At 64.3% G+C, this 21426-nt stretch carries 18 protein-coding genes; 11 read left to right on the top strand and 7 right to left on the bottom strand.

The genetic code is table 11. The annotated features are described in order from the left end of the window. The first annotated feature begins 31 nt into the window (after positions 1-31). Complete coding sequence (locus CVV68_RS00355; protein ID WP_110499329.1) at positions 32-1612, top strand: class I SAM-dependent DNA methyltransferase; 1581 nt, start codon at positions 32-34, stop codon at positions 1610-1612. Further along, complete coding sequence (locus CVV68_RS00350) at positions 1605-2720, top strand: restriction endonuclease subunit S (RefSeq protein ID WP_110499024.1); 1116 nt, start codon at positions 1605-1607, stop codon at positions 2718-2720. Before CVV68_RS00355 ends, CVV68_RS00350 begins: the two co-directional genes overlap by 8 nt. Positions 2721-2943: 223 nt before the next feature. Here CVV68_RS00350 and CVV68_RS00345 read toward each other — a convergent pair whose 3' ends face one another. Together CVV68_RS00345 and CVV68_RS00340 are read right to left on the bottom strand one after the other, a co-directional pair. Then, positions 2944-3324 (bottom strand): hypothetical protein, encoded by a 381-nt coding sequence (locus tag CVV68_RS00345; protein WP_110499023.1) that lies wholly within the window; start codon positions 3322-3324, stop codon positions 2944-2946. A gap of 31 nt (positions 3325-3355) precedes the next feature. Next, positions 3356-3976 carry a nucleotidyltransferase domain-containing protein gene (locus CVV68_RS00340; RefSeq protein WP_170133037.1) on the bottom strand — a complete coding sequence of 207 codons (621 nt, stop codon included), beginning with the start codon at positions 3974-3976 and terminating at the stop codon, positions 3356-3358. Between the two features lie 602 nt (positions 3977-4578). On the opposite strand from CVV68_RS00340, the gene CVV68_RS00335 reads away from it, so the two are divergent. Continuing rightward, positions 4579-5985: a mycothione reductase gene (locus CVV68_RS00335; RefSeq protein WP_110499021.1), complete on the top strand. Its 1407-nt coding sequence runs from the start codon at positions 4579-4581 to the stop codon at positions 5983-5985. Between the two features lie 68 nt (positions 5986-6053). On the opposite strand, the gene CVV68_RS00330 is transcribed toward CVV68_RS00335, so the two are convergent. The 3 genes from CVV68_RS00330 to CVV68_RS00320 form a co-directional block, all read right to left on the bottom strand. Next, entirely contained in the window at positions 6054-7313 is a 1260-nt protein-coding gene (locus CVV68_RS00330; RefSeq protein WP_110499020.1) for an amidohydrolase, read from the bottom strand. Positions 7314-7519: 206 nt separating this feature from the next. Then, entirely contained in the window at positions 7520-8392 is an 873-nt protein-coding gene (locus CVV68_RS00325; RefSeq protein WP_110499019.1) for an SDR family oxidoreductase, read from the bottom strand. Continuing rightward, positions 8389-8853, bottom strand: coding sequence for a nuclear transport factor 2 family protein (locus CVV68_RS00320; protein WP_110499018.1), 465 nt, complete (start codon positions 8851-8853; stop codon positions 8389-8391). Before CVV68_RS00320 ends, CVV68_RS00325 begins: the two co-directional genes overlap by 4 nt. 88 nt (positions 8854-8941) lie before the next feature. Here CVV68_RS00320 and CVV68_RS00315 point away from each other — a divergent pair, with 88 nt between their 5' ends. After that, complete coding sequence (locus tag CVV68_RS00315) at positions 8942-9586, top strand: TetR/AcrR family transcriptional regulator (protein ID WP_110499017.1); 645 nt, start codon at positions 8942-8944, stop codon at positions 9584-9586. Between the two features lie 100 nt (positions 9587-9686). On the opposite strand, the gene CVV68_RS00310 is transcribed toward CVV68_RS00315, so the two are convergent. Continuing rightward, entirely contained in the window at positions 9687-11528 is a 1842-nt protein-coding gene (locus CVV68_RS00310) for a plasmid pRiA4b ORF-3 family protein (RefSeq protein ID WP_110499016.1), read from the bottom strand. Between the two features lie 256 nt (positions 11529-11784). Between CVV68_RS00310 and CVV68_RS00305 the strand changes: the two genes are divergently transcribed. Further along, complete coding sequence (locus CVV68_RS00305; RefSeq protein ID WP_110499015.1) at positions 11785-12861, top strand: PDDEXK nuclease domain-containing protein; 1077 nt, start codon at positions 11785-11787, stop codon at positions 12859-12861. 63 nt (positions 12862-12924) lie between these two features. Here the strand turns inward: CVV68_RS00305 and CVV68_RS00300 are convergent, their stop codons facing one another. Further along, complete coding sequence (locus CVV68_RS00300) at positions 12925-13365, bottom strand: OsmC family protein (RefSeq protein ID WP_110499014.1); 441 nt, start codon at positions 13363-13365, stop codon at positions 12925-12927. Between the two features lie 91 nt (positions 13366-13456). Here CVV68_RS00300 and CVV68_RS00295 point away from each other — a divergent pair, with 91 nt between their 5' ends. The 6 genes from CVV68_RS00295 (at position 13457) to CVV68_RS00275 (ending at position 21052) form a co-directional block, all read left to right on the top strand. Beyond that, positions 13457-13618, top strand: a complete 162-nt coding sequence (locus CVV68_RS00295; protein ID WP_211320671.1) for a hypothetical protein — start codon at positions 13457-13459, stop codon at positions 13616-13618. A gap of 135 nt (positions 13619-13753) precedes the next feature. Next, on the top strand, positions 13754-14683 hold the full coding sequence (locus CVV68_RS00290; RefSeq protein ID WP_110499013.1) for a HipA domain-containing protein: 930 nt from the start codon (positions 13754-13756) through the stop codon (positions 14681-14683). Then, positions 14673-15440: an HIRAN domain-containing protein gene (locus tag CVV68_RS23025; protein WP_146238776.1), complete on the top strand. Its 768-nt coding sequence runs from the start codon at positions 14673-14675 to the stop codon at positions 15438-15440. Before CVV68_RS00290 ends, CVV68_RS23025 begins: the two co-directional genes overlap by 11 nt. Beyond that, a complete protein-coding gene (locus CVV68_RS00285; RefSeq protein ID WP_110499012.1) occupies positions 15334-16326 on the top strand; it encodes an APC family permease in 993 nt (330 codons plus the stop codon). The genes CVV68_RS23025 and CVV68_RS00285 overlap by 107 nt, the downstream gene beginning before the upstream one ends. Positions 16327-16404: 78 nt before the next feature. Further along, complete coding sequence (locus CVV68_RS00280) at positions 16405-19635, top strand: type I restriction endonuclease subunit R (protein ID WP_110499328.1); 3231 nt, start codon at positions 16405-16407, stop codon at positions 19633-19635. Between the two features lie 46 nt (positions 19636-19681). After that, the gene (locus CVV68_RS00275) at positions 19682-21052 is read left to right on the top strand and encodes an FAD-binding oxidoreductase (RefSeq protein ID WP_110499011.1); all 1371 of its coding nucleotides are present in this window, start codon (positions 19682-19684) and stop codon (positions 21050-21052) included. Positions 21053-21426 lie beyond the last annotated feature (374 nt).

Here is a 21426-nt window from a genome sequence, read left to right as displayed (position 1 = left end):
GAAGGCAAAGGTGGAGGCGTTGCCGTCCACCATGAAGGAACTGAAGGACACGTTGTGGAAGGCCGCTGACAAGCTGCGCGGTTCCATGGACGCGTCGCAGTACAAGGACGTGATTTTGGGGCTCGTGTTCCTGAAGTACGTCTCCGATGCCTTTGACGAGCGCCGCGGCCAGATCCGCACCGAGCTGGCGGCGGCCGGCCTGAATGAGGACCAGATCGGCCAGCTCATTGACGACGTGGACGAGTACACCGGCCGCGGTGTGTTCTGGGTCCCTGAACGTGCCCGCTGGACGTATTTGGCGCAGCATGCCAAGGGCACACAGGCCTCGCTGGATGAGCACGCGAAGACCATCGGCGAGCTGATCGACGACGCCATGGCGTACGTGATGGGCTCCAACCCGTCGCTGGCCGCGACGCTGCCGATGATCTTCAACCGCGACAACATTGACCAGCGCCGCCTGGGCGAGCTGCTGGACCTGTTCAACTCGGCCAAGTTCACCGGGCAGGGCGCCACGAAGGCGCGCGACCTGCTCGGCGAGGTGTACGAGTACTTTCTGGAGAAGTTTGCCCGCGCCGAGGGCAAGCGGGGCGGCGAGTTCTACACGCCGGCCGGCGTGGTGCGCGTGCTCGTTGAAGTTTTGGAGCCCACCCACGGGCGTGTGTACGACCCCGCCTGTGGGTCCGGCGGCATGTTTGTCCAGGCCGAGAAGTTTCTGGAATCGCACCACAAGGAGGGTTCGGAGATTTCGGTCTACGGGCAGGAATTGAACGAGCGCACCTGGCGGATGGCGAAGATGAACCTGGCCATCCACGGGCTGAACGGCAATCTGGCGTCACGCTGGGGCGACACCTTTGCCCGCGACCAGCACCCTGACATGCAGGCCGATTTCATCATGGCGAATCCCCCGTTCAACATCAAGGATTGGGCGCGCTCGGAGTCGGACCCCCGCTGGCGCTATGGCGTGCCGCCGGCCGGGAACGCCAACTATGCGTGGATCCAGCACATCATTTCCAAGCTGGCCCCCGGTGGTTCGGCCGGCGTGGTCATGGCGAACGGCTCCATGTCCTCGAACTCCGGCGGCGAGGGCGAGATCCGCGCGCAGCTGGTGGAGGCCGACCTCGTCTCCTGCATGATCGCGCTGCCAACGCAGCTGTTCCGCTCCACAGGCATCCCGGTGTGCACCTGGTTCTTCGCGAAGGACAAGACTGCGGGCGCTCATGGTTCCGTTGACAGGACCGGGCAGGTGCTGTTCATCGACGCCCGGAACCTGGGCCACATGGTGGACCGCGCCGAGCGGGCTCTGAGCGATGAGGACATCGCTCGCATTTCAGGGACGTTCCACGCCTGGCGTGGCTCTGCTTCCGCTGTTTCTGCCGGTCTGACGTACGACGACGAGCCCGGCTTCTGCAAGTCCGTCACCTTGGCGGAGATCAAGGCCGCCGACTACGCGTTGACCCCTGGTCGCTACGTTGGCGCCGCCGAGGTTGAGGACGACGGCGAGCCGATCGAGGACAAGATCGCCCGGCTCTCCGCTGAATTGTTTGCCCAGTTCGACGAGTCCGACCGCCTCGCTGCCGTGGTCCGCGAACAACTAGGGAGGGTCAATGTTTAAGGAGACGCACTGGGGTGAGGTTGCGACACTCAAATACGGGAAGGCATTGGGCGGCTACCGAGACGATCCCGCTGCGAGCGTGCCCGTCTTTGGGACAAATGGGCCTGTTGGATTTACGCAGACCGCCCAGGTTCCACGAGCCGGAGTAATAATCGGTCGCAAGGGCGCCTATCGTGGCGTTCACTATAGTTCAGTCCCGTTTTCGGTCATCGATACCGCGTATTACCTCGAGCCAGCAGACTTTGTCGATAATCGCTGGGCCTACTACGCCCTTCAACTGGCCGATATCAACGGATTGGATTCAGGCTCAGCAATCCCGTCGACGACTCGTGACGCGTTCTACTCGCTGCGTGTCTCAGTCCCATCCGTTGATGAACAGCTAGGCATGGTCGAAGTCCTGGGCGCCCTCGACGACAAGATCGCCGCCAACACCAAACTCGCTGGAACTTTTGAAGCCCTCGGCGCCGTAAAGTTTCAGGCCTTGGGCATTAACACTGAACCCGATATAGATTCGGTCACGCTCGATACGCTCTTCGACGTAAATCCACGCCGCACACCGGGTACGGACCCCGTGCCGTTGATTGACATGCAGGCGCTGCCAACTTCTTCGCCCCTGATCGAGACCTGGTCTGCCGGCCCGAAGAAGGGAGGCACACGGTTCATGAACGGCGACACACTCTTGGCCCGCATCACCCCGTGCTTGGAAAATAGGAAAACGGGATTCGTCGATTTCTTGGAGGACGGTCAAGTAGGCATCGGTTCAACGGAATTCATTGTGATCCGCTCCCGAGAAGGGCTTCCTCTGGGACTGTCATACTTCATGGCCACGAGCAACAGGTTCAGAGACTTTGCCATTCAAAACATGGTTGGCACGTCAGGTCGTCAACGGGTAGCTGCCTCCGACATTGCACGGTTCGAATTCAACCCAATCTGTGCCTCAGAATTGGAGGAGTTCGGCACGTGGGCGGACACAAATCTCAGCCTCCTCGGTTCACTTCGAACTGAAAACAATATGTTGGCCGCAACGCGCGACGCGCTGCTCCCCCAGCTGATGTCCGGCAAGCTGCGCGTCAAGGACGCCGAATCGCTCGTCTCAGCCGCAGTCTGACCATCACGGACGAGGGACCTTGAGGCAGTTATCCGGAGTTGCCGGATAACTGCCTCAAGGTCCCTCGTTGACATTTCCTGCAACACCTCTACACCGCTGCCCAGTGGCCCGTGATCTGGCACTGATGCCGGGCCACCGCTGCCGGACATGATGACCGGCAATCATCGCGGCTGCAAGACACGTATATGACGCTAAATTTGGTTTGACTGATTGGCCCGGCAGGTCAGACCCGCAACCGATTTTCCATGCCGTCGACCAAGCTGCGCGCTATTTCCAGCAGCTGTGCCGCCTTGCCATCGCCGATCAAGATCCGGCTGTATTGCGTGGTTGTCTTCACATCCAACAAACGCTTGAGCTGCGCTGCCGATCTGTCCCCCACTGCGCTGCCCCGACGAAGCAATGCAACTGCATCCGAATGGTTCTCGCCGGCGGCCCGCTCCCCCAGCGCATGGCCGCATATGGCGTCGGCAGCCGCAATGCCTGCAAGGACTGCGAGTGAACCGATCAGGTTGCTGGTGTGTTCAATTCCAGCATCCGAACCGAGCCCAACAATCAAATCCGCCGCATTCAGAAATGCCCGTGCGTGTTCGGCACGCATCTCCACATCAGCCTGGACATTTTCACCAATCGGGCGCTCATGCTGCCGCGTTCTTTGCAAGCGACTTGATATCCGGTCCGACCGACAACGTTTTGGCTTCCCGCTTCCAAGACTCAATCAGCGGATCGTTGGCGGCGACGAGGCGGTGTAGGTCGGAAAGGGACAAGTCCACAATCTCAACGCGGTTACCCGTGGCGTTTTCAAGTTGGTCGTTCAGTTCATCAAGGAGGGCCGCCTGATCGTCTGTGGAGATGCCCGGCTCCCACACGATGAGTACGTCCAGGTCGCTGTCCGGGCCGGCTTCACCCCTGGCGAATGAACCGTAGACGGCCACGGTCGCGGAATTGCCGGCATGGCGGTGAACAATTTCGGCGATGAGCCGCTCAAGCTGCAGCGGCGCGTTGAGTGCAGCGGCAACCACCGGCCACAAGACGTGGCCCCGACTGAGGGAGTAGATGATGGCCCGACCTGCCGGTTGGGCCACAACCAGGCCCGTTCTCTCCAAGTGTGCCAACGCTCGCTGGGTGCTGCCAAGTGGCACGTCCGAAAGTTCACTGATGCGACGCCCGGTCAGGCCGTCCTTCACGAGCGCCAACCGCTGAAGTATCCGGGTTGCATTACGGCCGAACAGATCGTAGGCCGGATGGGACAGATCCATGACACACCTCCTATGAACCAAATATAATTCATATGAGCCATTTTTGGGTAGGTTCATCCGAAGACAGGTGAGCAAAACAGCCCGGTCGCTTCTAGGCAACACGGTCGCTTCCAGACAACGCGGCCGCTGCCGCAGCCCATCATGTGGCTCCAGGGCGATGCCGACGGCACCCCGTCTGGTGGCCAGTTGGGCCAGTCCGCGCTCCGGGCCCGGCGTCGTGCATTAAGAATCAAGGCACAGAACACCTGCCAAACGACTCAGCCAGACGTGCAGACCGCCACGTTCAGTGAACGTGCGTCTTGTGTCCCCCGTAGATGGCAATGATGCTCATGATCACTGTCACGACGATCATGCCGAGACCTATGTAGCCAAGCGTCAACATGTCCATGGCCCATCAACTCCTTAGTCCACGCCGGCATCCCATCCGGCAGGCAGACGGTTCACTGGAGGTTCGCCCTGATGTCCGCCTACCTCCATCATGCACCCGCGGGCCGAATGTCTCCAGAGTGTCCCCTCGGCCATCGCGCTCCCCATTCCACTCCGGCACGGTAGCCTGACAGGCAGTACGGCTCCCCCATTGACAGCGCACGGAAGCAGGCCCCATGCCCCACTTCGACCTGGTCATCATCGGCACAGGCTCCGGCAACTCCATCCCCGGACCGGAATTCGACGACTGGTCCATTGCCATCGTCGAGGACGGCCTGTTCGGCGGCACCTGCCTGAACGTCGGCTGCATCCCAACCAAGATGTTCGTCCATCCCGCAGAACTGGCCGACGCCGCCCGGCACGGCAGGACACTGGGCATCAACGCGCAGCTGAACTCCGTGGACTGGCCGGGCATCCGCGACCGGATCTTTGGCCGCATCGACGCCATCGAGGCGGGCGGGCGGGAGTACCGAGAAGGACCCGAATGCCCCAACATCACCGTCTTTGCCGGTCGCGGTCGGTTCACCGGGCCCAAGGCCCTGCACGTGGACCTGCACGACGGCGGCACCGCCCAGGTGACCGCGGACAGGTTTGTCCTTGCTGCGGGTTCGCACGCCGTGGTCCCCGACGTGCCCGGCCTCGCCGACGGCACCGCCCCGTTCCACACCTCGGACACCATCATGCGCCTGGCGGAACTGCCGGCCAGCATCGTCATTTTGGGCGGCGGCTACATCGCCGCCGAGTTCGCGCACGTGTTCTCATCATTCGGCGTGCACGTCACACAGATCGCCCGGGGTTCCCGGCTGCTCAAGTCCCAGGACGCCGACGTCTCCGCCCAGTTCACCCGGGAGGCCGCGGCGCGCTACACCGTCCTGCTCAACACCAAGGTGGGCGGCGTGGCCAAGGCGGGCGACGGCGTCGAACTTCAGGTGGAGGGGCCGGACGGTCCGCGGACCGTCAGTGCCGGACTGCTGCTGGTGGCCACGGGCCGGCGCCCCAACGGGGCCGGTTTGGACGTGGAGAAAACCGGGGTGGGGCTGGACAGCCACGGCCGCGTGGTGGTCGACGAATTCCAGCGTACCGCCGTCGACGGCATCTACGCGCTGGGCGACGTGTCCTCCAAATATCAGCTCAAGCACGTGGCCAACCATGAGGCCCGTGTGGTCAGGCACAACCTGGCCCACCCGGACGCGCCCATCAGCTCCGACCACCGCTTTGTGCCGGCGGCCGTGTTCTCCGATCCGCAGATCGCGTCCGTCGGCATGACTGAAGCCCACGCGGTCAAGGCGAACATCCCGCATGTTGTGAAGACGCAAATGTATGCGGACATCGCCGCCGGCTGGGCCCGCGAGGACAACGGCCACTTCCTGAAGGTGCTGGCGGACCCCGCGACGGGACTGCTGCTGGGCGCGCACGTCATCGGCCCGGAGGCGGCCACGGTCATCCAGCCGCTGATCCAGGCCATGCACTTTGGCCAGGCCGCCCGCGACGTGGCCCAAAACCAGTACTGGATTCACCCGGCCCTCTCCGAGCTGGTGGAAAACGCGCTGCTGGGCCTCCCGGTTCCCTCGGGACCCCAGTAGGCGGACCGCGGGGCCAGGACGACGCCGGGCCGTGGGGTCAGTTGCCGACGGGGCGCCGCCCGTGGCGCTCATTCCCCCTTGGCAAGGTAGGCAAGGGCCGCCACTGCCTGGGCGCGGGTGGCCACCCCGAGCGTGGGGTCGATGGCGGGAGCAAAGAACGGCGAATGGTTCGCCGGGATGTCCTGCGCCACGGTGCCGTTCGCCACGGCCTTGCGGTAGACGTCGGAGGGCACGGAGCCCACCGTCCAGTACGTGTAGGGCACCGCGAACGCGTCCGGCAGCCGGCTGAAGTCCTCCGACGCCGTCGCCGGGGCCGTGTGGTAGACCGTCCCGGGCGCAAAGTGGGCCGTGAATGCCTCGGTCACCCTGGCGTTCACGCCGGCGTCGTTGGTGGTCAGCGGGTATTGGTCGTAGTACTCAAACTCGGGCTCCTTGGGCGAGCCGGACGCGGCGCACTCGCCCCGCACAATCCGCTCGATCGAGGCAATGACGCGTCCGCGCAGTTCCGTGTCGTAGGTGCGCACGTTCAGCAGGAGCACGGCGCGGTCGGCGATGATGTTGGACTTGGAACCGGCGTTGGACGCACCCACGGTCACGACGGCGAATGCCCCCGGCATGGTCTCCCGCGAGACGATGGTCTGCAGCCGCAGCACGATCGAGGCGGCCAGCACCACGGGGTCCACGGAATTGTGGGGCATGGAGCCGTGCGCGCCGCGGCCGTGGACGGTGATCTTGACCGAGTCTCCGGCGGAGAGAACGGGCCCGGCGGTGGTGCCGATGGTGCCGGCGTCTGTTGCCATGACGTGCTGGGCCAGCGCGACGTCGGGCCGGGGCACCTTGGCGAGGAGTCCGTCGTCGAGCATGGCGCGGGCACCGGCGGCGGTCTCCTCGGCTGGCTGAAACAGGGCGATGTACGTCCCGGACCAGGTGCCGCGCTGGTCAGCCATGAACTTGGCGGTGCCGAGGAGGGCGGTGATGTGCATGTCGTGCCCGCAGGCATGCATGACGCCCACCGTCGAGCCGTCGGTGTCAGTGCCCGTGGCCGTGGAGGCGTAGTCCAGGCCGGTGGCCTCGGTGACGGGGAGCGCGTCGATGTCCGCCCGGGCCAGCACGCACGCGCCGGCGCCGTTCTCCAGGACACCGACGACGCCGGTGCCACCGATGCGCTGGACGGCGTAGCCCCAGCCGGTGAGCTTGTCCTCGATGGTCTTTGCTGTGGCGAACTCCTGCAGGCTCAGCTCGGGATGGCGGTGGAAGTCCTTGTAGAGTTCGCGCTGCCAGTCAAGCTCCTTGTCCAGCGTGGCGAGAACCGTTGTGGCGTCTGGCATGGGCCTACCTCATCTACTTGGCCGAACCGGCCCCCCGTGGCGGTTCAGCTGCGGCATTTTGGACGTTCACCTCAGCACATGCGAGTTCACTGCAGCGGAACGGGCCCGCAATCGCAACGCTATTCCGTGCCCGGGGGACGTGTCCAGAGCAGCGTGAGGTTGTGGACACGAAGGCGGTCCCAGGCAGGGGCGTCGCCGCTCGCGCCTCAGCCCGGCGCCAGCACCTCCGCCAGGCCCCTCATGGGTATGCCCGGAAATTCGGCCCTGGCCCGGGCGTAGTCAAACTCAGCCGCGCCGCTTTCCATCCACAGGCTTGCCCGGGCCATGCGCGCCATGAACGGCGAGAACGGCCGGGCCGCGACGGACATCATGCGGAGCCCGGCGGCTGGGACGTGCTGCACCGAGCCGCCGCCGGCCCGCCCGATCAGTGCCTGCGCCAGGGCGTCGAGCGTCATTGTTTCCGAGCCCCACTCGACCGTACGGCCGCGGAGCGCCGGTTCCGCGAGCGCCAGCAGCACCAGCGCGGCGGCATCGGCGGCGGCCGTGAAAGTGATGGGCACCCGGCCCGAACCGAACACCAGGGCGTTCCCCTTGGCCGCGAGGGGCGCCCCCACCACCTCGAGAAATTGTTCGAGGATGGGCCCGATCCGGATCGCCGTCCCTTCCATTCCCGAGGAGCTGAGCGCCTCCTCCGCCGCGTGCTTCATGCGCAGGAACTCCAACGGTGCGTCCGCGGCTGCCCCGTGCATCGACATCATGACAACATGCTCGACGCCGGCACGTCCTGCCGCCTCGATGAGCCGCGCCGCGCCGTCCCGGTCAACAGTGCGGGGGTCCCCGGTTCGGCGCAGCCCAAATCCGGAGGCAGCGAAGACGACGCTGCGGCAGCCTTTTACGGCTGTGGCACAGTCCAGGGGGGAGGCGAGGTCGCCGCGGACGCGTTCGACGCCGTCGGCCACGTCGGTAGCAAACGGCACCGACGTACCACGGGCCATGAGACGGACCGGGCTGCCGCCGTCGGCGAGCCGGCGGACCACCTGTGACCCCAGCCTCCCGGTTCCCCCGGCCACGAGGATCATGACAGTCCCCCAGGCTGCGTGCCGCCGCGGATGCCCGTGGCGACGGAGCTTACTGCGGCGTCAACGTCGCCCGATCCGTGTTCCACGGGCTCGAGGTAGAACCGGGCGGCAGTGATTTGGACGGTCGTGACGGTGAAGATGACCATCCCCGCCATGGAGACCGTGCCGCCGTCGGGCCTGGTGCCCCCGGTGCCCCATTCAACCCAGATCCGCCCGTCCGGTCCGGTGGCTGCACCAACCACGTGGGCGTGCAGGTCGGGAACACCGGCAAAGAGGGCCGACCAGTTCTTTTGCACCTGCCCGCGGCCGGTAAAGCCGCGGTCCGGATGGTTGGGCGTCTCATTGACGTAGTCTTCCGCAAAACACGCCACCAGTGCCTCGATGTCGTGCCGGTTGGTGGCCTCGAACATCCGGCGGACCGGGCCGTCCGGCAGGATACTGAGGGATTCCGAGGTCTTCATGTCGCGCTCCTTGGCTCCCGCCGGGGCGGCGGAACCTGATAGCATCAATTTAAATACAGTTAACTGTATTGATTGGAGTTTAGATCTAATGACTGAGGCGGTCAATGGTCCGCGGCCCTACAATTCCAGCCACCGGAGGGAACGGGCGGAGTTGTCCCGGACCGCGGTGCTCGGGCACGCCCGCGCCCTGTTCCTGGAGCGTGGATTCGGCGCCAGCACCATCACGGACATAGCCCGTGGTGCCGGGGTTTCCCCGGAATTCGTCTACAAGAACTTTGGCGGCAAGCCGGGACTGGTCCGCGCGATCCAGCAGGCCAGCCTCTTGGGTTCCGGCGGCACCCCGGCCGAGGAGCGTTCGGACCTTGCCCAGTCGACGGCGGCCACCGGCTCTGGGCTCATGCAGCAGCTTGGGCGGTTTACGGCGGAAATCGCGCCGCTTGCCGCGCCCATCCTCCTGCTGATTCGCGATGCCGCGGCCGGGGGCGATGCCGACATGGCGGCACTACTGCAAGAGGTTGATGCCGCCCGCCATGACCGGATGCTGCACAATGCGCGGCAACTTGCCGCCCGCGGATTCCTTGCACCCGGAGTGGGCGTCAGGCACGCCGCGGACATCATGTTTTCCTGCACTGCACCTGAGCTGTACGAGAGCCTCGTGATCAAGTGCGGATGGCCGTCCGAGGAATTTGGGGCATTCATCGCCACGACACTCTCCGCCACCCTGCTCCCCTAACGGAGCGCCGCCCAACCCTGGAGCCGCGGGAGGCGACAGGACGCTGGGACACAGGTGCCCGGCGTCGTACTTTTGAGGTGGGCGGCGCCGCGATCCGTCGTTAGAACAGGTGGGAGAGGTGCTCGTTGAGTTCGGCCCTGTCGAAGGCCTTGGGGTCGAACGTCTCGCCGCGCGACAAGCCCAGCCAGTCGCGGTAGTCCAGGTGCTCCGGGTGACTGGGGTTGCTGACCGCCTCCACGACATTGGCCCAGCCCCACGCGCCGCCACTATCCTCGGCCGGCCCCCGGCCGCGCCCGCCCGTGCAGCGCACGACTGTAGCGTTAGGGTCGGCGGGCAGGACTTTTTCGACCTTGATGAGGTGTTCCCAGTCGTCGCCAAAGTCGTAGGTGTAGACCATGGAATCACCCTCCGCCGGCAGGATCTCGCCCAGCGTGTAGGCGTTCTCGTCCCGCTCCTGGGGACCGTAGGATTCCACGTCCGGCGGGCCGTAAGTCAGCCCGCCGCGCCCACCGACCTGGAAGCCGTGCAGGTGGGAATCATCCCACTCAAACGAATTCTGAATGATGCTGTGCATGTCCCCCAGCGTCACGTCCGAACGCACCAGCAAGCGGCGCCAAATAGGCGGTGAAGCCTGCTGGATGGACACCTTCAGCTGAAGGATCGGGTCCGTGGGATTGGCCCGTGGCCTGGAGTTCTTCCGCTTTGCGGCCGGCCGCATGGCGGTGACTGGCTCGGGCTGGGGCAGTTCAAGCTCATACTCCGGTTCGTCGCCAAAACGGAGAATGTCCTCCATGGCTGCGGCGACACTGCCGACGACGGCCGGCGGCACCTGCACATGCGTGCCGATTGTCAGCAGTCCAAGCTCCGCCAGGTAGTCCAGGTAGCCGAGCACCAGCTGGCCCACCAGTCCATCTACGCCTGATGACCCTGCGGCTTCGGACGCGGTCCGGATCCGCTCCAGCTCCGGCGGCGTGTCCGTGGTGGCGGCCACCAGGACCGCTGTCTGCGCCATGGAGGCCTGGAGGGTCCACGGATCCCATGCGTCTTCATCCCGCATCGACAATTTAAGGAAATCGGCAGTGAAGTTTCGCAGCGCCGTCAGACTGAAACCGTCCTCCCCAGCCAGCAACCTCTCGGCCAGCGCCGTCAGCCGGACCCGGGTGGATCCAACCTCGATGAGCTTCGCTGACTGCAGCGCCGCCCAGAACAAGGCCAGCTTCGGCTCGTCCTTCATGGCCTTGACGGTGCGCACCGGCTCGCCCGCCCGGGTGCCGCCGTCGTCGTTACCGGACAACACGTCCTGTTGCTTCTTGACCGATTGCACGGCGCCCATGGCGGCCACGCCGATTGCCGCGGCCGCACCTTCAATATCCTTCAGGCGGAGCGAACCGGTCGACGTAACATCCTTGCCCTTGCCAATCCACTGCAGGAGGGCGTTCAAACGACGGGCCAGCTCGGTTCCGGCCAGTCCCGCCGTTTCCTCCTCCTGCGTCAACTCCGGGGCCACGATGTCCGGGATGCCGTCTTCGTCGTCGTCTTCGTGGAACAGGTCGTCAATGGCTTCGAAGTCAACATCGGAGCCGGTCCACGCGTCCGCCTCACTGAGGAACTCAAGATACAGGTGGACGGCCTCGTAGATGTAGGCGGCCACCTGCTCGTTCTCTTTGTCCACCTCGCCCAGGACATCGGCCAAGGCCAGGCCGAACGGAACCGGTTCGAAACTCGTGACATCGGACGCCGGCGACGCTTCAAAATAAGCGGCGGCAACTGCCTTCACGGGTTCCAGGATCAGCATCGCGCTGGCGGCGGGCAGCTCGTGGTTGCTCGCTACCCAGCGGACGAATGCCGGGGTAATGGCGTCGACTCCGCGCTCGGCCCGCAAGGCGCTGACGGAAGTGGCGCCGCGTGCGGCCTTGGGGCGGTGCTTGGTTTTCTTTGCCATGTCCCCATGTTTCCATGTCGCGGGCCGGTCAAGCCACTTGATGTCTCCCTGTCGCAGTCCCCTCAGGCGAGAGGGCGATGTCTTCCCCCGGTGCAGCTGCACCGAACTGTTCGCCGACGGTTGACCGCTTTTTACACCTGGTCTCGGTCTTTATCCACAGATTCTTCCGGGACGCCGGCCACGGAACTGGAATGTCAGAGTCTCCCGATAACTTGGACGGCATAGGAAGAACGCAAAATTCGAAAGAGGTTTGCTCATGTCCACGCTCAACAGCCCCAACGAACACGACGCTTCTTTTCCGGCCCCGCCGGCAAGGAGCGGGATGCCGGACTGGTATCCCGAAATGCTGGCGTCGGTCTCCGACAAAGTTTCCACTGGCAGGGTCCGCGCCGTCACGGCCGTCAACCAGGAACTTGTTGCCACATATTGGGCCATCGGCAGAGAGATCCTTGGTCGGCAAGGCCAGGAGGGTTGGGGCGCCAAGGTCATCGACAGGCTCTCGGCTGACCTCCGAGACAAGTTTCCGGATGCCCGCGGTTTATCTCCCCGCACACTGAAGTACATGCGTTCATTCGCCGAGGCCTGGCCCCGTGGGGCAATTGTGCAACAGCCTCTTGCACAATTGCCCTGGGGCCACAATGTCACGCTGATCGAGAAGCTCAGCGATCCGGAAACCCGCCTCTGGTACGCGGCCGCCGCCGTCGAACATGGATGGTCGCGCAATGTCCTGGTCCACGAAATCGAGACGCGTCTGCATGAGCGTTCCGGACAGACCATCAGCAATTTCAAGGCCGTGCTGCCCGCCGCCGACTCCGATCTCCTGCAACAGGCCATGAAGGACCCCTACGTCTTCGACTTCGTGGCCATGACGGACCGGCACAACGAACGCGAGCTTGAAACCCAACTGGTTGACCATGTGGAGAAGTTTCTGCTGGAGCTCGGCCAGGGCTTCGCGTTCGTGGGCCAACAAGTCCGGCTTGTGGTGGGCGGCGACGAGTTCTTCGCGGACCTGCTCTTCTACAACTTCCGGCTGCGCAGCTTTGTGGTGGTCGAGCTCAAGGCTGGCAAGTTCGACCCCGGTTATCTGGGCCAGCTGGGCATGTACATGGCTGCCGTGGACGAGCTGATGGCGCACCCCGATGACAAACCGACCATAGGCCTGTTGCTGTGCAAGACCAAAAATAATGTCGTGGCCGAATACGCGTTACGGGGCTACAGCGCACCCATTGGGGTGGCGGAGTGGAAAACGCAAATCGTGGACTCGTTGCCGGAAGAGTTCGCCTCCAGCCTGCCGAGCATCGAACTGCTGGAGGCGGAACTTGGCGAGCACTGATTTCAACGCAATTGTGCAAGGACCACTTGCACAATTGCGGAGTGGTAGCGGTCAGCCCGCGGCTTATTCGACGGCGACGTTGACCTCGTGCGAGACGGCCGTGCCGCGCTCCACGGTCCGCGACACCGTGCAGTACTTGTCATGCGACAGGGTCACGAGACGCTCCACCATGCCGGCCGCCTTCCGCCCGTCCGCGGTGTCGGGGAAGGCCACGTTGAAGTTCAGGTGCAGTCCGTCCACCCTGTTGGCGCCGTCCTCGACCACCTTATTGCCGCTGGCCACAACTCGGAATTCGGTGGGCTCGCAGCTGCGTGCCGTCACCGTGTCGACGTCGATCGACGAGCAGCCTGCAATGGCTGCCAGCAGCAGCTCGACGGGGCTCAACAGCCCTTCGCCGTGCCCGAACTCGATTTCTGCGCCCGCGGCGTTGCGTGCGGTGTAGCGGGCGGTGGCAGTGCGGTTCAGCTCGACGGAACGCAAGGTGGAGTCTTCGTTTTCAGTCATGGGCCCATCATCCCACCAACAGGTCATTCCACCAGCCGGAGGCTTCCATGTGCAGCCGTCCGTCAGTGGCGTGAAGTGGCATGATGGGCCCATGGATGCACAGGCTTCTGCCCCGGTGGCCGGATCGCTGCGGCGCAGCATCTCGTTGGGCCAGCTCATCTTCTTCGGTCTCGTCTTTATCGGGCCCGCCGCGGCGGTGGCGATCTTCGGGACGTTGGATGCGAAGTCCTCCGGCGCGGTGGCCACCGTCTAGACGAATGTCAGGCTATTTGAGTGACGCGTCGATCCGGACCGCTTCGGAGGCTTCCTACCCCACGGTAAACTTTGAGAATGCCGCAAATAGACCACGCTTGCCGTGAGCCGCAACAAACAAGGGTAACTGCCTGATATGGCCCCTTACGAAGTCTGCGACATCTCTACTTGGCTCATCATGGCCCCCGAACCCGGGGGCGACGACGACAAAGACTGGATGGCACCGAATACGGCAGAGGAGACAAAGCGATCAGACTGGTGGCTCTTTAAACCCGCTAAGTATGGTCAAGTACTACTTAAGGGCGGAGTGGATGGTGGGCAGTACAGGCGTAGAGACGACCTGGCCGAGAAAATCTGTTCCGAACTCGCAAAGCTAATTGGTCTCCCGGCGGCAGACGTTCGGATCGCCATCAGGCACGGCGAGGAAGGCATCATTTCCGGCAATGTGGCACCCGCGGGGTGGAACCTGCAACCAGGAAACACCCACCTCTTCGAGTTCCCGGGCTATGTGAACTGCGATGTAGACCCTCGCCCCCGCGCGCGCGCCGGTCATAACCTCGAGAACATATCCTCCTTGCTGAATGGAAAACTAGGGCCGCCAGGATCACCGATGGAGGACTGGCCGGCCCTAGAGGTGTTCATCTGCTATCTCATATTCGATGCCTGGATCGCCAATACAGACCGCCATGCTCTCAATTGGGGGCTACTGGATATGAGCGGAGAGCACCGTCTGGCCAAGTCATACGACCACGGAAGCGCTTTGGCATCCGGCCTCAATGAGGCTGATTTGCCTATCATTCTGGCCGGTGGACTTGGGCCGTGGTGTCAGAAGGCATACGCGGGTCGTTTCGAAAATGGTAGCAAGAGGACCCTTGTGGAAGTAGCCTTAGAGGGACTACAGATGTCTTCGGGTCCTGCGCGAGAGTTCTTGGATCGACTTGCAAGCTTAAAGCAAGGATCTTGGGCTGACGTCCTTGCGTCGATGCCGTCAATGTCAGAGGGTGCCCGTAGCTTCGTAGATGAGCTACTCGCCGAGAATAGAAAGAGGTTGTGTGATGGTCACTAGTATCCTGAACAAACCAGCACAACAATCACCCGTCGTCGCGGCTAGTCGGTTGCTCGTTACACGCCAAGACGACACCCGGTTGTATCGGTCAATCGGCTTTCTAGGCTTCGAGGACGGCGAATACACTTTCCAGTATCTTAAGGACTTCGTTGAGTCTGAATGGTTCTCGCCGCTGCCGGGCATGACCGACGTCCGCAAACGCTATTCATCCAGCCAGCTCTTTCCGCTCTTTGCCGAACGAGTAATTTCCGCGCGGCGTCCAGACCGGACGGAATCACTGAAAGCTCTAGGCTTGCCCACTGAAGCGGCACCTTTTGAAGTGCTTACCCGCACTGGAGGTCGCCGAGTCGGAGATACCATCCAACTCGTGCCAATGCCGGTTATTGCCGAAGATAATGCGTTTACGCATCTATTCCTCGTCCACGGCGTTCGCTACCGTCCAGAAGAGGCTCAATCCAGGATCAGTAGCTTGAAGAAGGGCGATAAACTTCGGCTCGCCGCTGATCCTGAAAACACCGTCAACCCTTTAGCTGTTGAGGTTGAAGATTTAGAGGAACTAACCCTAGGTTTCGTGCCAGACCCCCACGCAGCTTTTGTCCAAGAAGTCCTGGCAGATACACGTGGATACAAACTCACTGTAGAGCAGGCCAATGGGCCTGAAGTCGGATTTCACTTCCGGCTGCTTGTTCGTCTCGAGGGTTATTCGCGGTCCGGCATTCAGCCGTATACAGGCTCGAATTGGGAGTTTTACTCCTAAGGCACTGAGCAAGGCCCGGCCAGCCATTGACAACCGGCTAGGCCTTTATGTCCTGGCGGCGCACGGGCCTACCAGGTCTTGGTTGAGCCCCTTCACCGGCGTCGGCGGCTTCTCGTTTGGGGCAGTGTTGGCTGCGGTCTCTGTGGCCGTGCTCTCCTTCCTTGGCTTCGACGCCCTGGCCACCTTCGCGGAAGAGGCGAAGGGCAGTGTCCGGCTGATCGGCAGGGCGACCATCCTGTGCCTGATCATGGCCGGCGTCCTCTTCGTGGCACAAAGCTACGTCGGGGCCCTGCTCTCCCCGACCACGCCCGCAGAGCTTGCCGCCAACCCCGGGCTGGAAGGCGCCGCCTACTACACCGCCGTCGGTGACAGCATCAGCCCCTGGCTGCATTGGCTGCTCGCCCTGTCCAAGGCCGCCGGCGCCGCCTTTGCCGCCATGGTCGGCCAGAGGGCCGGCAGCCGGATCATCATGGACATGGCCCGTGAACGGCGGCTGCCCCGAGCGCTGGCCCGGGTTTCCGTGCGCACCGGGGTGCCCGTTCGCAGCATCCTGGTCACCGCTGCCGAGAACATCGTGGTGGCCCTGTGGGCGGCCACCCGCGGCGACGGCCTTGACGTTCTCAGCTCGGCGGTCAACGTCGGGGCACTGACCGCCTTCATCCTGCTCCACGTGTCGGTGATCGGCTATTTCCTGGTCAAGAAGCTTGCCCCGGGAAACTGGTTCCTCCATGACGCCGTCCCGGCGGTCGGGGCGGTCCTGCTGGTGGTGGTGCTGGCCTCCGCCACACCCCTTGCCCTGGGAGTGGGGCTGGCCTGGTTTGTGCTGGGGCTGGTGGTGGCCTTCATCATGAACCGGCGACGGGCCACCGCTGATAACCCCTCATAACGGCCTGCAGATCCGTCGAGGGAATCCGCTGCTGATAGCGTCATGATCAATCACGGACCATTCGCAGGGGAGATCATCATGACACTGGCCGCCACCGGTTTTTCGGAAGCCGACTGGGAGGGCCTGGCCCTAGAGCAGCTCGGTGAGCTGGGCTGGAAGCCAACCCGTGGTGAGGACATTGCCCCGGGCACCGACGAACGAGAGTCGTGGTCCGAACTGTTGATCCGGCGTCGGCTGCTCATTGCCCTGCGCAAGTTCAACCCGGCGGTCCCGGAGCAGTACCTGCGCCAGGCCGTCGCGGAGATCGCCTCCCCCACCTCCAACGATGCGCTGAGTGAAAATTACCGCATCCACAAGTACCTGGTGGACGGCTACCGGCTCAGCTACATCGACACGGACGGCACCGAAAAGAACCCCACCATCCGGCTCGTCAGCACCGCCGCCGACGACAACGACTGGCTGGCCGTCAACCAGGTGACGCTCATGAGCCGGGAACACACGCGGCGCTTTGACGTGGTCCTCTATCTCAACGGCATGCCGGTCAGCGCAATGGAGCTCAAGCGCGCCGGAAGCGAATCCGCCGACGTCGCCGCCGCGCACGCCCAGCTGCAAACGTACCTGCGCGAGTTCCCCATGGCCTTCCGCTTCAACGTCCTGAACCTGGTCTCCGACGGCGTCATCGCCAAGTACGGCACCGCCTTCACCCCGCTGAACCACTTCAGCCCGTGGAACGTGGACGACGACGGCCTGCCTGTCCCAGCCGACGCCATGGTGGACGGGGAAGCCCTCACCGCCCTGGACGTTGCACTTGACGGGCTGTACAACCAGGTGCGCTTCCTGCAGCTGCTCGAATCCTTCACCGCCTTCGATTCCGGCGCCGAGGGCCTGAGCAAGAGGATCGCCAAACCGCACCAGTACTTTGCCGTGACCAAGGCCGTGGGCAACACCATCGAGGCCGTGCGGTTCAACGGCAAGGCCGGAGTTGTCTGGCACACGCAAGGCTCCGGCAAGTCCATGGAAATGGAGCTGTACACCAACCAAGTGATGCGCCGGCCCGAGCTGCGTAACCCCACCGTGGTGGTCATCACCGACCGCAACGAGCTGGACGGGCAGCTGTTCGAGGCGTTCAACAGGAGCCAGCTGCTGCCCGAGGCACCCCGTCAGGTCCGCCGCCGCTCGGAACTGCGCGAGGAACTGAGCAACCGGGTCACCGGCGGCATCTACTTCACCACGCTGCAAAAGTTCGGCCGCAGCCAGAGCGAGAAGGACGCCGGCTTTGACCACCCGCTGCTCTCCGACCGCCGCAACATCATTGTGGTGGTGGACGAGGCCCACCGCAGCCACTACGACAACCTGGACGGCTACGCCCGCCACCTGCGCGACGCCCTGCCGCACGCCACGCTGATCGCGTTCACGGGCACGCCCATTTCCTTCGCAGACCGGGACACCCGAGAGGTGTTTGGCGGGTACATCGACATCTACGACCTCTCCCGCGCCGTGGAGGACGGCGCCACGGTCCCCGTCTACTTTGAGCCGCGCCTGATCAAGGTGGCCCTGGCCGACGGCGTCACCGAGGAGGAACTGGACGAGTCCGCCGACGAGGCCACTCTCGGCCTGGACGAGACGGAACGGGCCCGCGTCGAGGCGGGTGTCGCTGTCGTCAACGCCGTCTACGGCGCGCCGGAGCGCATTGCCGCCCTCGCGGAAGACCTGGTGGCGCACTGGGAAAACCGCAGCAAGCAGATGGCCAAGTTCATCGAGGCGCCGGGCAAGGCCATGATTGTTGGCGGCACACGGGAGATTTGCGCCAAGATCTACGCCGCCATTGTGGCGCTGCGCCCGGTGTGGCATGCGGACGAGCTGAACCGCGGCAAGATCAAGGTGGTCTACTCCGGCACGGCCTCGGACACCCCGCCCGTCTCCGATCACGTGCGCCGAGACTCGGAAAATGCCGTCATCAAGGAGCGGCTCAAGGACGTGGACGACGAGCTGGAGCTGGTGATCGTCAAGGACATGATGCTCACCGGCTACGACTCTCCGCCGCTGCACACCCTGTATCTGGACCGGCCTCTCAAGGGCGCCCTGCTCATGCAGACGCTGGCCCGCGTGAACCGCACCTTCCGCGGCAAGGAGGACGGCCTGCTGGTGGCGTACGCGCCGCTGGCCGAAAATCTGGCCAACGCACTGGCCGAGTATTCGGACTCGGACCAGGCCAAGAAGCCGGCCGGCAAGAACATTGACGAGGCCGTGGCGCTGGTCCACGAACTGGTGGCGAAGCTGCGGGACATCCTGGCCGGCTACGACTGGCACGCCGTACTCATGAAAGGCGGGCCCAAGGCGTTCCTGAACGCCACCTGGGGCGCCGTGAACTACCTGAGGGACCCCCTCACGCCGGGAAACGCCGTCGTACCTGGCTCCCAGGGGGATTCTGGGGACGACGCCGGAGCGGAGACTTTGGCGGCCCGGTACCGCCGGGATTCCTCCCGGCTGGCGCGCGCGTGGGCGCTGTGCTCGGGCACCGACGCGCTGGCGGCTTTGCGGCATGAGATCGCGGTGTACGAGGAGATCCGCGTATACATGGCCAAGTTCGACGCCGACGAGCGGCAGTCGCGCGGGGAGCCGATTCCCGAGGAAATCCAGCGCATGCTGGGGCAGCTCATCGCCCAGGCGACCGCCACCGGGGAGATCCTGGACATTTACGACGCCGCCGGGATGCCCAAACCGAACCTGAACGACGTGCGCCCGGAAATGCTCGCCAAGATCCAGCAGGCCAAGCACCCGCAGCTGGCCATCGAGGCGCTCCGGAAGCTGATCACCGACGAGGTTTCGCGGACCACCCGCAACAACGCCATCCGGCAGCGGGCGTTTTCCGAACGCATCGCGGAACTGATGTACAAGTACACCAACCAGCAGCTCACCGGCGCCGAAGTGATGGCGGCGCTCTTCGAGGTGGTGGAGGAGGTGGCCGTCGAAGGGCAGCGCGGCCAAACCTTTGAGCCGCCGCTCAGCCCGGACGAGCTGGCGTTTTACGATGCCGTCTCGGAGAACCAATCGGCCGTGGACCTGCAAGGCGAGGGCGTACTGGCCGAGATTGCCCGCCAGTTGGTCCAGGTGATGCGCAGGGACGTGCGCACGGATTGGACCGTGCGCGAAGACGTCAAAGCGAAGCTGCGCTCCTCCATCAAACGGCTGCTGGTCATCAACGGGTACCCGCCGGACAAGCAGCCGGCCGCCATCAAGCTGGTCATGGAGCAGATGGAGTCCATGGCGCCAAGGTACGCGGAGGAACGTTCCTCACCCGCGGGGTGATGTAAGAAGCCTTGCGGCCGCCGCCCGCATGGACGAGGGTGGAGCCATGACTGAGCTCCCAACTGACAGCGGCGTCAACGCCCTGCTGACCGCGTGCCGGAACGTCTCGACGGACCCGGATGAGCGGGCCCGTGCCAGCATTGACCGGTCCGGCTATGTGCCGGGCGGCATTCCGGACGGCATCGTCTACGCGGAATCGGTGGACGACGTCGTCGAGACACTGCGGCTGGCCAGCCTCTACCGGGTGCCCATCGTGCCGCGCGGGGCCGGCACGGGCCTGGCCGGCGGGTCCGCGGCCACGGCAGGGAACGTGGTGCTGGATGTCAGCCGGCTGAACAGGATCATTTCGATTGACCCGGTGGAGCAGCAGGCCGTGGTCCAGCCGGGTGTGCTCAACGCGGAAGTCAATGCCGCCACGGCCGAATACGGCCTGTTCTACGCCCCGGACCCCGCCAGCACGGCGATCTGCTCGATCGGCGGCAATGTGGCCACCAATGCCGGCGGGATGTGGTGCGCCAAGTACGGGGTGACCCGCGAGTCAGTGCTCTCCCTGCAGGTGGTGCTGGCGGACGGGCAAATCCTGAAAACCGGCCGGAACACCATCAAGGGGGTCAGCGGCTACGACCTGAACGCGCTGATCATTGGCTCCGAGGGCACCCTGGGCGTGGTGGTCGAGGCCACGCTGCGCCTGCGCCCCAAACCGTTGCACACCGCCACGGTGGCTGCCTATTTCGCGAATCCGGCAGCGGCTGCCCAAGCCGCCTCGGCCATCATCGCGGCCCGGATTCAGCCCGCCATCCTGGAATTCATCGACGGGGGGACCCTTGCCGCCGTGGATGCGATGATGGGCACCGACCACAGCAGCCGGGGCAACGCCTTTCTGCTCGCCCAGACCGACGGCTACGGTGCCCTGTTGGAACAGCAGGTGCTGATCGAGGCAATCACCCCTTTCGCCTTGTCCATTGAACAGACGGACGACGACGGACGGGCAGCCGAACTGGTCGCCGCGCGGCGCAACGCCATCCCTGCCCTGCAGCTGCTGGGCCGGGTTTCCATCGGGGACATCGGGGTCCCCCGCAAACGCCTGGCCGACGCGGTCCAGGGGCTGGCCGAGATCACGGCGCGGACCGGGGTGAAGATCTTCGTGATCGCGCACGCCGCGGACGGCAACCTTCACCCGATGGTGGTGGTGGGCCACAACGAATCCATCACCGAGGGGCCGGCCAAGGTTGCCCTGGGCGAGATGTTCCACCTGGCCCAGCGGCTCGGCGGCACGTTGACCGGGGAACACGGCATCGGGCTGCTGAAGCGGGACTGGCTCGAAGAGGAAGTCGGCAGCCTCTCGCTCGAATTGCAGAAGAAGATCAAGGCCGTCTTTGACCCGCTGGGCATCCTGAACCCCGGCAAGGGGATCTAATCCGTGAGTGGACAGTAGTGGCTGCTTTGGGTGTCCAGAGCAGCCACTACTGTCCAGTCAGCGCATGGGCGGGCATCTCGCCCGCGTGCGCTCAGCTGAGGCCATCATCATCACAGACAGGGGCACTCCCATGGCCCAAGTGGTTCCCATGAGGGGCGACGAGGCGCTTGAACGTCTGGTCGCCGCGGGCAAGGTCACGCGTGCGGCGAACCCAAGCATCCCGCCGGGGATCCCCTGGACGTGGGCGCACCGCTCAGCGACTTGGTGGACGAGCAACGCGGATGATCACGCCCTGGGACACGCCGGCATTTGTTTCCTTGCTCATCGCCGAGGCGGGATCCGTGCATTCACGTCTGCTTGGTGCGTGGTTCTCT

It is taken from the genome of Arthrobacter livingstonensis, assembly GCF_003219815.1.
In the GTDB taxonomy this organism is placed as follows: domain Bacteria; phylum Actinomycetota; class Actinomycetes; order Actinomycetales; family Micrococcaceae; genus Specibacter; species Specibacter livingstonensis.
The sequence above is the reverse complement of the archived record's forward strand: the minus strand, read 5'-3'. Positions and strand labels throughout refer to the sequence as shown.

What these genes read in the sequence shown, in the direction of transcription:
- CVV68_RS00280 (WP_110499328.1), top strand. Translation starts at nt 16,405, where the DNA reads ATGACACTGGCCGCCACCGGTTTTTCGGAAGCCGACTGGGAGGGCCTG.
- CVV68_RS00290 (WP_110499013.1), top strand. Translation starts at nt 13,754, where the DNA reads ATGGCCCCTTACGAAGTCTGCGACATCTCTACTTGGCTCATCATGGCC.
- CVV68_RS00310 (WP_110499016.1), bottom strand. Translation starts at nt 11,528, where the DNA reads ATGGCAAAGAAAACCAAGCACCGCCCCAAGGCCGCACGCGGCGCCACT.
- CVV68_RS00355 (WP_110499329.1), top strand. Translation starts at nt 32, where the DNA reads ATGAAGGAACTGAAGGACACGTTGTGGAAGGCCGCTGACAAGCTGCGC.
- CVV68_RS00305 (WP_110499015.1), top strand. Translation starts at nt 11,785, where the DNA reads ATGTCCACGCTCAACAGCCCCAACGAACACGACGCTTCTTTTCCGGCC.
- CVV68_RS00320 (WP_110499018.1), bottom strand. Translation starts at nt 8,853, where the DNA reads ATGAAGACCTCGGAATCCCTCAGTATCCTGCCGGACGGCCCGGTCCGC.
- CVV68_RS00325 (WP_110499019.1), bottom strand. Translation starts at nt 8,392, where the DNA reads ATGATCCTCGTGGCCGGGGGAACCGGGAGGCTGGGGTCACAGGTGGTC.
- CVV68_RS00315 (WP_110499017.1), top strand. Translation starts at nt 8,942, where the DNA reads ATGACTGAGGCGGTCAATGGTCCGCGGCCCTACAATTCCAGCCACCGG.
- CVV68_RS00350 (WP_110499024.1), top strand. Translation starts at nt 1,605, where the DNA reads ATGTTTAAGGAGACGCACTGGGGTGAGGTTGCGACACTCAAATACGGG.
- CVV68_RS00285 (WP_110499012.1), top strand. Translation starts at nt 15,334, where the DNA reads ATGGGCCTGAAGTCGGATTTCACTTCCGGCTGCTTGTTCGTCTCGAGG.
- CVV68_RS00340 (WP_170133037.1), bottom strand. Translation starts at nt 3,976, where the DNA reads ATGGATCTGTCCCATCCGGCCTACGATCTGTTCGGCCGTAATGCAACC.
- CVV68_RS00330 (WP_110499020.1), bottom strand. Translation starts at nt 7,313, where the DNA reads ATGCCAGACGCCACAACGGTTCTCGCCACGCTGGACAAGGAGCTTGAC.
- CVV68_RS00275 (WP_110499011.1), top strand. Translation starts at nt 19,682, where the DNA reads ATGACTGAGCTCCCAACTGACAGCGGCGTCAACGCCCTGCTGACCGCG.
- CVV68_RS00300 (WP_110499014.1), bottom strand. Translation starts at nt 13,365, where the DNA reads ATGACTGAAAACGAAGACTCCACCTTGCGTTCCGTCGAGCTGAACCGC.
- CVV68_RS23025 (WP_146238776.1), top strand. Translation starts at nt 14,673, where the DNA reads ATGGTCACTAGTATCCTGAACAAACCAGCACAACAATCACCCGTCGTC.
- CVV68_RS00335 (WP_110499021.1), top strand. Translation starts at nt 4,579, where the DNA reads ATGCCCCACTTCGACCTGGTCATCATCGGCACAGGCTCCGGCAACTCC.
- CVV68_RS00295 (WP_211320671.1), top strand. Translation starts at nt 13,457, where the DNA reads ATGGATGCACAGGCTTCTGCCCCGGTGGCCGGATCGCTGCGGCGCAGC.